11 protein-coding genes and 2 tRNA genes are annotated in these 11,030 nt (G+C 37.9%); 4 read left to right on the top strand and 9 right to left on the bottom strand.

The window, feature by feature from the left end; genetic code table 11:
- Positions 1-24 precede the first annotated feature (24 nt).
- From B3E92_RS05695 to B3E92_RS05670, 6 genes are all read right to left on the bottom strand, one after another.
- A tRNA-Ser gene (locus B3E92_RS05695) sits at positions 25-109 on the bottom strand.
- A 278-nt stretch (positions 110-387) separates the two neighbouring features.
- Positions 388-984 carry a hypothetical protein gene (locus B3E92_RS05690; RefSeq protein WP_286895754.1) on the bottom strand — a complete coding sequence of 199 codons (597 nt, stop codon included), beginning with the start codon at positions 982-984 and terminating at the stop codon, positions 388-390.
- Positions 971-1,465, bottom strand: a complete 495-nt coding sequence (locus B3E92_RS05685) for an RNA polymerase sigma factor (RefSeq protein WP_286895751.1) — start codon at positions 1,463-1,465, stop codon at positions 971-973. Before B3E92_RS05685 ends, B3E92_RS05690 begins: the two co-directional genes overlap by 14 nt.
- Positions 1,466-1,469: 4 nt before the next feature.
- On the bottom strand, positions 1,470-1,847 hold the full coding sequence (locus tag B3E92_RS05680; RefSeq protein ID WP_286895750.1) for a hypothetical protein: 378 nt from the start codon (positions 1,845-1,847) through the stop codon (positions 1,470-1,472).
- Between the two features lie 321 nt (positions 1,848-2,168).
- A tRNA-Ser gene (locus B3E92_RS05675) sits at positions 2,169-2,253 on the bottom strand.
- A gap of 95 nt (positions 2,254-2,348) precedes the next feature.
- The gene (locus B3E92_RS05670) at positions 2,349-3,233 is read right to left on the bottom strand and encodes a bestrophin family protein (RefSeq protein ID WP_070566124.1); all 885 of its coding nucleotides are present in this window, start codon (positions 3,231-3,233) and stop codon (positions 2,349-2,351) included.
- Positions 3,234-3,300: 67 nt separating this feature from the next.
- Between B3E92_RS05670 and B3E92_RS05665 the strand changes: the two genes are divergently transcribed.
- The 3 genes from B3E92_RS05665 to trxA are packed head-to-tail and all read left to right on the top strand — an operon-like array spanning position 3,301 to position 5,185.
- Positions 3,301-4,149, top strand: coding sequence for a glycoside hydrolase family 25 protein (locus tag B3E92_RS05665; protein WP_070566122.1), 849 nt, complete (start codon positions 3,301-3,303; stop codon positions 4,147-4,149).
- Between the two features lie 8 nt (positions 4,150-4,157).
- Entirely contained in the window at positions 4,158-4,889 is a 732-nt protein-coding gene (locus tag B3E92_RS05660) for a rhodanese-like domain-containing protein (protein WP_112375588.1), read from the top strand.
- Positions 4,889-5,185 (top strand): thioredoxin, encoded by a 297-nt coding sequence (gene trxA / locus B3E92_RS05655; protein WP_046672371.1) that lies wholly within the window; start codon positions 4,889-4,891, stop codon positions 5,183-5,185. The genes B3E92_RS05660 and trxA overlap by 1 nt, the downstream gene beginning before the upstream one ends.
- Before the next feature lie 88 nt (positions 5,186-5,273).
- Here trxA and B3E92_RS05650 read toward each other — a convergent pair whose 3' ends face one another.
- From B3E92_RS05650 to mqnC, 3 genes are all read right to left on the bottom strand, one after another.
- Complete coding sequence (locus tag B3E92_RS05650; RefSeq protein WP_167450446.1) at positions 5,274-5,435, bottom strand: hypothetical protein; 162 nt, start codon at positions 5,433-5,435, stop codon at positions 5,274-5,276.
- A 153-nt stretch (positions 5,436-5,588) separates the two neighbouring features.
- Complete coding sequence (gene scpB / locus B3E92_RS05645) at positions 5,589-6,149, bottom strand: SMC-Scp complex subunit ScpB (protein ID WP_046672370.1); 561 nt, start codon at positions 6,147-6,149, stop codon at positions 5,589-5,591.
- 9 nt (positions 6,150-6,158) lie between these two features.
- Positions 6,159-7,283 (bottom strand): cyclic dehypoxanthinyl futalosine synthase, encoded by a 1,125-nt coding sequence (gene mqnC, locus B3E92_RS05640; protein WP_286834765.1) that lies wholly within the window; start codon positions 7,281-7,283, stop codon positions 6,159-6,161.
- A gap of 429 nt (positions 7,284-7,712) precedes the next feature.
- Here mqnC and B3E92_RS05635 point away from each other — a divergent pair, with 429 nt between their 5' ends.
- On the top strand, positions 7,713-11,018 hold the full coding sequence (locus tag B3E92_RS05635) for a SusC/RagA family TonB-linked outer membrane protein (protein ID WP_286834766.1): 3,306 nt from the start codon (positions 7,713-7,715) through the stop codon (positions 11,016-11,018).
- Positions 11,019-11,030: the final 12 nt, after the last annotated feature.

Genomic DNA, 11,030 nt, shown 5'->3' with positions numbered 1-11,030 from the left:
AAATTTGAGACAGCTTCTTTTCTGCGGAGAGTGAGGGATTCGAACCCCCGAACCTGTGACAGTTAACGGTTTTCAAGACCGCCGCATTCGACCACTCTGCCAACTCTCCGCGACAAAAGTAGAAATTTTGGGTAGAATTACAAAACTTATTTTACATTTTTCTTTGTTTAAAAGCAGTTTTAGCACTCTTAAAATAGAAATGTAGTTGAATACCAGTTGGTTATTTTTAAGGGTTGCCCCTCTTTCCGATGTCATATTGGCGACAAAAAAAACTCCGCCTTGGTGGGTATTTTCGCTTTAGATGTGATCATAACCTTGTTTTAAGGAAATTGCAATTAAAAATGGAGCTATGAAAGTATTTTTAAGGAGCAAACACGATCCGATTTTTCAATTCCCGAATTGTCGTTCTAGTTCTTGTAATTCAAAAATAACTTCGTTGATGGATCGATCAATTTTAGCGAGTTGTCTTTTGCCTAAATAAAAGTAGGAAAATAGCATCCAGCTGTAGGTTGGAAGGTAAGTGAGTAAATAATAGTTGAAACTGGCACCCACTAGGATTTCCCGAAGATAGATCGAGATTGCTATACTGAGAATTAAATGATAAATGGGCATATTCCAATGAATTCTTTTCTTTCTAAAGGAATCAAACTGTTGCCACTGTTGTAAATGCTCGGTAGGTAAAGCTACTTCATTGATCTTTTTGATTTTACCTACAGTGGTCATCATTAAGGATGCCTGTATAAAACAAAGGCAGGATGCGATAAACATCGCTGTGTACAATGCCAGCGTTTTGTGTCTAAAATCAAGGAAATATGCTAGCGCAAGAATAATTAATCCTGTTACAAGCAATAACACAGCACCGGTTATTTCTTTCCTTATTAATTCCTGACGAAAGTCTTTGACCTTACTCAGGCGTTTTGGGCGCAAGATATGTTGTTTGCTATCCTGTTTCCAAAGATGTTGTAAATCGTTAAAGTCTTGCATATTTATGGAAAATTTCAGTTAATTCTTTTTTAATTCGATGGATTTTAACACGGAGATTATTCTCTGTAATTCCCGTAATTTCTGCTATTTGCTCATAAGGTTTTTCATCTAATACCAATGTGATCAGTACTCTATCCGCTTCTTTTAGTTTGTTGATACATTTATACAGCAGATCAATCTGTTGTACTTTTTCATTCGTTGAATCCTCGGGTATATCGATGTAGTTTGAGTCAGTTATTTTTTTTACATGTTGATTCTTTTTTCGCATGCTCGTCAAGCAATTATTGATCGCTATTCTGTAGATCCAGGTGCTTAATTTTGCATCATTGCGAAAACCGTCGAGTTTTTTCCATACAGTAATAAAGGTCTCTTGGACTAAATCATCTGCATTATCTGGGTCTCCAGTATAACTGAGGCATAACTTGCGGATGGCCGGCGCATATTCTTTATAAATAATCTCAAAGTTTTCTTTGTTGGTCATCGGGTTATTTTAAAAATGTGTCTAGTTCAAAAAAACATATCGGCTGGTCATACATATTAAAATGCTTACTGTTGGTAGTGTGTAAAGTTAGCTTTTTTACATACTTATATTGTTGGGAAAGAATTTGCTGTGATTTTTCCAGCGTTTCGTATTTACTGCCTAACACGAAAATCGGTTTCTGTCCATACGCTCCACTACAGCTATATCCTGTGATAAGATTCATCGGTGTTCCTTTTCCATTGATGTTGACCTGAAAATCATATTTTTTTTGTGTATATGCCGATCCGTATATCATAAGTAAAAGTATTGAAATACCGAGTTTGGTGAAATAACATATATAGTTCCGTAAATCTTTATTGATACGAAGAACAATAGTTTTCATAAGAATTGAACATAAAACCAGTAATTAGGGTTGCCTAGAATATTCTGCGTATTAGATGTTATGAATTACAGATTATTACATAAAAGAGTGAAAAAAGTTAAAAATCGTGCATGGGGAAAGGTAGAGTTGCGTAAAATGTTGTTTTCTCGTAGTAACAATGTGGTAATTCGAATGGTGTAGTGCTGTAAGAAAATTGATTTTTTGATAGGGAGAATAGCTGGTAAACCAGATTGAATGGGGATGTGTTGGCAGCCCAGCCAGCTGGGGCTTTGAATCCAGCTATAAAGCAAAAAGCCCTTCATTTCTGAAAGGCTTTTTCTGCGGAGAGTGAGGGATTCGAACCCCCGAACCTGTGACAGTTAACGGTTTTCAAGACCGCCGCATTCGACCACTCTGCCAACTCTCCGCGACAAAAGTAGAAATTTCGAATAGATTTACAAAACTTATTTTCTATAGATAGTCTTAGGGTTTGAAAATGAGCTAGATTGTTTTTAAAAAAGGCTATACAGGGATAATCTCATGGCAGTGTTTCCTGATGTTGGCCGCAATTTTGTCGATCGGTAAATCGTCTTGGTCGATACCAAATGGCTCTTCAATGGACTCGCCAATTAATTCGAGAGATGCTAAAACATATAAAATAAATGGTACAGCAATCACAACAAAGTAACCGATGGAGAAAACGTAACCTACTGGAAGGGTCATGGTATAGAAGATAATGAACTTCTTGATAAATGCACTATATGCCAATGGTATTGGCGTATTTTTAATACGTTCACAAGCTCCACAAACATGTGTCATAGTAGTAATTTCCTCATTAAGGATAATAAGCTGATCGCCACTTATAGTTCCTTCTTTATATAGATCATTGATTTTGTGGAAGATCATGGTAGAAACTTGATTGGGGCCATGTTTTTTATTATCCAAAGCTTTTAACTCAGGGTGTTCGTTTTCGTCGAGCATAAACTTGGTGTAATCCGATCTTAAAAAATCGTATAGTGTCTCTGCGAATAGGGGGATTGCCTTTCTAAAAAAGCTACGGTTCACTTTGTCATCTACATCCAGCATGGCATTTAGTTTGTACGAAAAGGCTCTACTTATATTGGTCAATGTACCCCATTGCTTTCGGGCTTCCCACCAACGATCATAGGCTGTGTTTGTTCGGAATACCAGTAAAAGCGATATAACAAAACCGAGAAGATTGTGGACAATCGTTATGTTTTTGACCCAGCTCTTTTCATTTAATTTGAGGTATTCCAATTCAAGAAAGGCAATCATCCAGGAATAAAAAGCGATTAAAACAAGAAATGGCAGTAACTTTTTGAAGGTATCTGATTTATGCAACTTGAAAGTTGCCGAAAGCCAGTCTTTGGGGTTGTACACGATCATACACAAAAATATAAATTGTTGTGAAAATTTTGCGAGTTAATTGCTATTGCCGTAACTTCATCGTGCCATGGCACAACAGCGATTAAAAAGAAAGAAAACAAGCACAAAAGGAAGTCAAGCCCGAGGAACAAAGTGGATCTGGATGATAGCAGGAATGCTGGTGTTTTTCCTCTGTCTTGTAATGTGGCATTATCGAGCTGGAATTATATACTATTTTCGTGTGGCTACCTCCAAAGACAAGTCTCTGACGAAGGAGGCTAAATACGATATTCGAAATATTGAGATTATGAGCAAGCACGATGATAAGGTGTTTGGTATAGACGTGTCTACCTACCAGGAAGAAATAGATTGGCAAAAGGTAAGCACAATCAATGATCATTTTCCGATAGATTTTGTGTTTATCAGGGCGACAATGGGTGAGAAAGGAATGGATAATAAGTTTAGTCGAAATTGGAGCAAAACGGCAAATAGGGCGGTTTTGAGAGGGGCTTATCATTATTTTAGACCCAATGAAAACTCGGTAAAGCAAGCGAAGAATTTTATTCGAAAAGTTAAATTACAGCCTGGCGATCTTCCACCGGTCTTGGATATTGAGGAGCATCCAAAACAACAATCTATGGATAGCTTGAAAGTTGGGCTAAAACGTTGGCTTGAAGAAGTCGAAGCTCACTACAAAGTAAAGCCCATTCTTTACTCCGGAGATAAGTTTTATAGTGATTTTTTGGAAAAGGAGTTTGCCGCTTATACGCTATGGATTGCAAATTACAACTTTTGGGTTGAGAACCCCAAGGAGCATTGGGCTTTCTGGCAATTTTCTGAAAAAGGCTCTGTCAGAGGCATTCAGGGCAATGTGGACTTAAATATATACAATGGTAAAATTGAGGAATTGGAAAAGCTGCTTATTCCTTTTAAATAGTCAAATATATGCGTAGCGTTTTTATCACATTATGTGGGGTCTGTTTTGCACTGTTCAATGGTCAAGTGCAATTGCATGCAGCATCGAAGAACCATCAGGCCGAGATGTCGCAGCCCGCTTCAGATTTACCACGATTAACATTGAAGGAATTTAAAAAAATGCGCCGTGAAACAGCTATTCAAGTTCTTGATACGCGGCCTGGCGATATATTCCTGCAAGGATTTGTGCCGAAATCAATAAATATAGGCTTTAAAGGTCCTTTTGATCACTTTTTGGCACAAGTGTTTCCCGATAAAGCGCAAAAAATTTTATTGATTACAGAAATAGATAGTCAGGATACGGTTTACAACCATTTATTAAAATTGGGTTATACTCATGTTATTGGAGTTTTGGATGGTGGCATCGAAACTTGGAAAAGTAACGAAGATGTAGTCTCATTGAGCAATATTAGTGCAGGAGAATTTAGGAAAAGATCAGGTCAAGGTCATATTGTGGATGTAAGAACAAATAAAGAATTTGGTAATGGACATATTGACAATGCAATGAATATTCCATTAACAGATTTCGTTAATTTTGGTTCTACACTTAAAAAAGACAATAAACAACTGTATGTACACTGTCAATCAGGATATAGGAGTGCAGTGGCTGTATCTATTTTAAGTGCTAAAGGATTTAAACATATATGCAATATCCAAGGTGGGTATAAGGCATTGCAAGAAGAAGTAAAGGAGAATCAATAATGGCTACTTTTGACCAGATTATTCAATCAAATTCGCTGGTTTTGGTGGATTTTTTTGCGACGTGGTGCGGTCCGTGCCAGACTATGGCGCCGATTTTACAGGATGTAAAGGAATTTTATCAGGAAGATCTATCCATCATTAAAATTGATGTAGATAAAAATCCCAAAATTGCTTCGATTTATAAGGTAAGTGGCGTGCCTACTTTTGTGCTGTTCAAAAATGGACAGCAAATATGGCGACAAAGCGGCATGATTCCCAAGATGGAATTACATAAATTGATCGATCAGGCAAAGTAAAAAATAAGGCGTCCAATTTGATTGAACGCCTTATTTTTTTAATGATACTCTGGTGTTTTAATAGGTAGTGTTATATCGCACTAAAATATTAAAATTCATCGTCATCATCGAAGTCATCCAATCCTCCAATCGAGTCGATTTCAGGTAAATCGAAATCATCATCGAAATCATCATCATCGTCATCAGGACCGTTGAAAGATGCGAATTTTACTTCTTCAAGATCTTCGTTAGCTAAAGTTGCCGTGTTCATAAAATAATACTTTATTGTTTCTTATTCAATGTTGTAAAATTAGAGAAGAAAACTATTTTTTAAAACTTTTTTTCAAAAAATTATTAAGCTTTATTTTTCTGTTAATCAATATGTTGAATTGTATTTTGAAAATAAAAATTTATTTTATTTTATTTATTCATTTGTTTCGCCAATCGCATTGTCCTCGGTAACGATGTCTTTTAATTGTGGGAGATCTCTCACACCATTGATTCCGAAGTGATCCATGAACTGTTGGCTTGTTGCATAAAGTAATGGTTTTCCGATACTATCTGCTTTTCCCGCAATTTTGATTAACTTCTTTTCCAGTAAACGTTGAATAGCGTAATCACAGCTGACACCTCTAATCTGCTCCACTTCTAATTTTGTTATCGGTTGTCTGTAAGCAATGATGGCGAGTGTTTCTAGCGCTGATTGACTTAATTTTCGCTTGTTATTATGATTTTGGAGCTGTTGTATCGATTCATGATAAACAGCTTTTGTCAAAAACTGATAGGCGTTGTTGATGTACCGTAATTCGAGTACATAATCTTCATCCTGGTACTTCGTTTCAATTTTTTTAATCAAGTCACGTAGCTCGTCTCTGGATACTTCGATGGCTAATGCTTCCTGCAAAATCTGTTTGATGTCGGCAAGATCTATTCCTTCCGCAGAAGCAAATATAATTGCTTCAATATTTCTTATGACGTCTTTCAATGTATCGTATTAATAGTTAATGACCTGTTCGACCATATGGGCTGGTAGCTCACGGAACTCGTACTTTTGTGTTCGTAGTTGTGGACTGAATCCAGCTTCCAAAATAGCTTCCTGTATTGATTTAGATGTGAATCTATGGGGGGCCCCTGCTGCAGAGACGACATTTTCTTCGATCATGATAGAACCAAAGTCATTTGCTCCGGCATGCAGACACAATTGAGCAGTACGTTTTCCGACAGTGAGCCAGGATGCTTGTATGTTTTTGATATTAGGAAGCATAATGCGGGTCAAAGCAATCATGCGGATATATTCTTCACTTGTTACGTTATTGGTAATACCGCGAAGTCTTTTCAATAAGGTGCCATCATCCTGGAAAGGCCAAGGGATGAATGCTATAAAACCATGGGATTCCTGCGGTTTTTCATCCTGTACTTCGCGAATCCACACCAAATGTTCAAAACGCTCTTCTATTGTTTCGATATGACCAAACATCATGGTGGCAGAAGTTGGTAGATTAATTTTATGGGCTGCCCGCATAACATCTAGCCATTCTTTACCGCCGCATTTTCCCTTTGATATAAGACGTCTTACGCGATCATTGAGAATTTCAGCTCCGGCTCCAGGTAGAGAGTCCAGTCCAGCTTCTTTCAATTGTCTCAAAACTTCGATATGACTCATGTTCTCCAACTTGGAAATATGCGCAATTTCAGGCGGGCCGAGTGAATGTAGTTTTAGCGTAGGGTAAAGCTCTTTTAATTGCTTATAAAGGTTTTTGTAAAACTCAATACCCAAATCCGGGTGATGGCCACCTTGCAGCAGCAGTTGATCACCACCGTACTTAAAAGTTTCCTCTATCTTTTGCTTGTAGCTTTCGATATCGGTGATGTAACTATCTTCATGACCGGGACGGCGGAAAAAGTTGCAAAATTTGCAATTTGCAATACATACATTGGTGGTATTGACATTTCTGTCGATCTGCCAGGTTACTTTACCATGTGGCACTTGTATTTTACGCAATTCATTGGCTACGAAAGTCAAATCAGCTGTAGGTGCGTTTTGATATAAAAAAACACCCTCTTCCTTGGATAGGAACTCAAATCGGAGCGCCCGTTCTAATAAATTACTTACATTCATCAACAACAAATATAAGGAGCTTTTAGGTTATTTGGACCTATTTGTAGAATATTTGACAAAGCACATTGAATTTTGGGAAAGGTTTTCTGTAGCGAAAACAAAAGGATGTGCTTGTGTAACAATAGTATTGCAATTCGGCTTAGTGTATAAAATACAATAACTTGATTTATAGCACTTTGTGAATTAATTAAGATTTTTCCTTTTTTTTTACATTTATTATTCTTTACATTTATTTAACAGATTTTAACATTTCTGGAAAATAACCAAATTAAGTGAAAAATGAATAACCAAGGGGAATGAACCTGTCAACGATATCGCATTGTTGTCGTCAGACCTAAAAAAAATGACCAAGAACTTAAATAAACCAATATCAGCTAAAACAACTAAAGAATAAACATAAATTTTTTAAACCACCTATTTAGTAAAATTATGATGAAAAAAACGGACAAAAATTGCTGTTTTGATCTCATATTGGGCCAAAAGTTCAATAAGAGGTTTCTGCTTATGAGTTCTCTTCTCATTGGGGGAGGAATGACCACTCATGGATTTGCCAGTGGATTAGTTAGCCATGGCAAAGTTGAAGTCGTTTCATTAATGAAAACAAAGCGTGTACAACAGACGCCTATCAAGGGGATCGTGAAGGATCCTGCTACAGGTCAAGGTATTACAGGGGTTTCTGTTAAAGTAAAGGGAAGTAGTACCGGGACGTCGACCGATGAGAATGGTGCATTTACTATTCAAAGTAAAGTAGGCGATGTGTTGATCATCAGTTACATTGGGTACAAAAGCACTGAGATTACTGTTTCTTCGAAAGCTGATCTTTCAATTTCGTTAAGCAGTTCAGAAGACGCCTTGGAAGAGGTCGTTGTGACAGGTTATTCGGCACAACGTAAGAAAGATTTAACAGGTGCGGTCGCTGTTGTCAATGTGAAGGAATTGAAGACCACACCGGCTGCGAGTGCTGTTGAGGCATTGCAAGGGCGAGCAACAGGGGTTCAGATCGTAGTGGACGGCGCTCCTGGTTCTACACCACAGATTAAAATTCGTGGCTATAGTACGATTAACAACAATGAACCCCTTTACATTATTGATGGAGTGCCTTATGAAGGAAAGTTAAGCTGGTTGAATCAAAATGATATTGAAACAATGCAGGTGTTAAAAGATGCATCAGCAGCTTCAATTTATGGTTCACGCGCAAACAACGGTGTCGTAATTATTACAACTAAAATTGGTAAAGAGGGAAAACCTCAATTTAACCTTGATTCTTACTATGGTGTACAAGTACCAAACAGCTCACGTTTTCCAAAAATGTTGTCTCCACAACAAACTTTGGATATAGAAAATAGATTAAATGGCACAAATAATGTGCTTCCGGACTATCTTATCGCTGGACCTAAAGTAGGCGGTAAAGATGTAATCACTGCAGCGGATATCGATATGTCAAAATATAAATACGATGCAAGCAGCCGTTCGGACTTCTATCAGATTACGAAAGCAAATAAGGCCGGAACGAACTGGTTTGATGCTTTGTCTCAAAATGCCCCCACACAATCACATCAGCTTAGTGTTTTAGGCGGCGGAGAGAACGCTTCATACGCGATTTCTGGTGGTTATCTGAAACAAAAAGGGACAATTATTCACACGGGGTTCGAAAAATACAATCTTCGTTCAAATACGCGTTTTTCGGCTTTCAACAATAAATTGCGTTTTGGGGAGAATATGCAATATAGCTTTACGGAGGGATTTGGTGTAGGTGTAAATACCAATGTTGCTGGTGATTATATCGGTGAAGGTAGTGCATTAGGTTTTGCATATCGTATACACAATATTATTCCAGTATATGATGAAGGTGGAAATTTTGCGGGATCCGTTGGTGGCCAATTTGGTAATGGTGAAAACCCGGTAGCTATTGCTTACCGTGCAAAAGACAATAGAAACAAGAGCAATATGTTTTTCGGTAACGTTTTCGGTGAATTTGATATTGTCTCAGGTTTGACCTTCCGAAGCAGCTTTGGTATGAAGTATGAGAATTACAATGGTGTTTCTTATACTTATCCAAATCCTGAATTTACAGAAGGAAGTTTTAATAATGGAATAAATGAATATTTTGGATTGAATAAAGAATGGACCTGGACAAATACATTAAATTACAAAGCGACATTTAATGACGAGCATACGTTAAGTATTCTTGCGGGCACAGAGGCAATTCAAAATCGTAATAGACAAATTTCAGGAAAAGGGAATGGCTTTTTCACGATGTCAAGTCTTGATTATCTCTATTTGGGTGCTGCATCTACAGGTCGTGTAAGTGATGGTTCGGGTGCAATTGGATCACTGTTTTCGATCTTTGGAAAAGTGGATTATTCGTTCAAAGATCGTTATATCTTAAGTGCAACTGTACGTCGCGATGGTTCTTCTAACTTTGGACCGAACAACAAGTATGGAACGTTCCCAGGGGCGAGTGCGGCTTGGCGTTTGTCGCAAGAAGAGTTCATGAAAGGTGTTTCATGGATTTCTGACCTAAAAATCAGAGCAGGTTATGGGGTAACGGGTAACCAACGTATTCCAGCTAACCAATATTTAAATCGCTATCAAGTTGCTATTAATTCTTCTTCTTATCCAATCGATGGAAGTTTAACATCCGGTATGTGGCAGAATGCGTATAATAATCCTGATGTAAAATGGGAACAAGTATCCGCATTGAACATTGGTTTGGACTTTACGCTTGCCCAAGGTGACTTTGATGGTTCTTTCGACTGGTATAACAAGAAAACGAAAGACATGTTATACCTGCTACCATTACCTGCTGTTGCCGCCGGTCGTGCGGGATCACCTTATGTAAATATTGGTGATATGCAAAACAAAGGGGTTGAGTTTTCATTGAATTACCATTATGGAAGACGTCAAGAAAGCCAATTTAAATTCGATCTGTCGGCTACAATATCGCGAAACGTGAACAAAGTTGTTGCCTTGGCGCCTTCTGTTACTCAACAGGTTTACGGTAGCTTTAGAAGTATGGAAACTTCTATCTTAAAACCAGGAGAGCCAATTGGTGCTTTTTATGGTTATAAGGTAATCGGTATCTATTCGGATGCAGATATGTCAAATGCAAGCGTGGCCAAATATGAGGATGGAAAATCGCGAGCAGGCGGACTTAAATTTGCGGATATTAACGGTGATGGAAAAATCGATGCCAGCGATCGTACGATCATAGGTAGTCCACATCCTGATTTTGTGTACTCATTCAATATCAATGCATCTTATAAAAATTTTGACTTTATGGCTTATTTCTATGGGTCAAAGGGTAACCAAAATTATGAGGCGACGCGTTATTTTACGGATTTTGGCGTATTTAGAGGCCAAAAAAGTGTACGTGTCTTAGACGCATGGGATGCCAAAACAAATCCTTCAAGCATGATTCCGTCGCAAGTGGTGGGGGCATCGGCGTACGAATATGCTTCTTCGAGCTATTACGTTCAGGATGCGAGCTTCTTAAAGTTGAAGAATCTGCAGGTTGGATATAATTTTGATACAAATAAGGTGTTCGGTAATAATACCGGTATCAAAAAATTGCGTGCCTATATTGGTGCAACAAATCTATTTACAATCACAAAATATCAAGGCCTAGACCCAGAAGTAAGTGCAACACCTTCAACATATTCTGCTTTGGGGGTAGACTTCGGAGTGTATCCACAAGCACGTCAGTATATGTTGGGTGTGAGTCTTGGTTTTTAAGGTTTAATGATT

The sequence above is a fragment of the Sphingobacterium sp. UBA6317 genome, from assembly GCF_002440385.1.
GTDB classification, from domain to species: domain Bacteria; phylum Bacteroidota; class Bacteroidia; order Sphingobacteriales; family Sphingobacteriaceae; genus Sphingobacterium; species Sphingobacterium multivorum.
The sequence above is the reverse complement of the archived record's forward strand: the minus strand, read 5'-3'. Positions and strand labels throughout refer to the sequence as shown.

Bases quoted from the DNA above. Each gene is read 5' to 3' on its own strand.
- B3E92_RS05650 (WP_167450446.1), bottom strand. From the start codon at position 5,435: ATGAACACGGCAACTTTAGCTAACGAAGATCTTGAAGAAGTAAAATTC.
- B3E92_RS05685 (WP_286895751.1), bottom strand. From the start codon at position 1,465: ATGACCAACAAAGAAAACTTTGAGATTATTTATAAAGAATATGCGCCG.
- B3E92_RS05670 (WP_070566124.1), bottom strand. From the start codon at position 3,233: ATGATCGTGTACAACCCCAAAGACTGGCTTTCGGCAACTTTCAAGTTG.
- mqnC (WP_286834765.1), bottom strand. From the start codon at position 7,283: ATGAATGTAAGTAATTTATTAGAACGGGCGCTCCGATTTGAGTTCCTA.
- B3E92_RS05690 (WP_286895754.1), bottom strand. From the start codon at position 984: ATGCAAGACTTTAACGATTTACAACATCTTTGGAAACAGGATAGCAAA.
- B3E92_RS05660 (WP_112375588.1), top strand. From the start codon at position 4,158: ATGCGTAGCGTTTTTATCACATTATGTGGGGTCTGTTTTGCACTGTTC.
- trxA (WP_046672371.1), top strand. From the start codon at position 4,889: ATGGCTACTTTTGACCAGATTATTCAATCAAATTCGCTGGTTTTGGTG.
- B3E92_RS05680 (WP_286895750.1), bottom strand. From the start codon at position 1,847: ATGAAAACTATTGTTCTTCGTATCAATAAAGATTTACGGAACTATATA.
- B3E92_RS05635 (WP_286834766.1), top strand. From the start codon at position 7,713: ATGATGAAAAAAACGGACAAAAATTGCTGTTTTGATCTCATATTGGGC.
- B3E92_RS05665 (WP_070566122.1), top strand. From the start codon at position 3,301: ATGGCACAACAGCGATTAAAAAGAAAGAAAACAAGCACAAAAGGAAGT.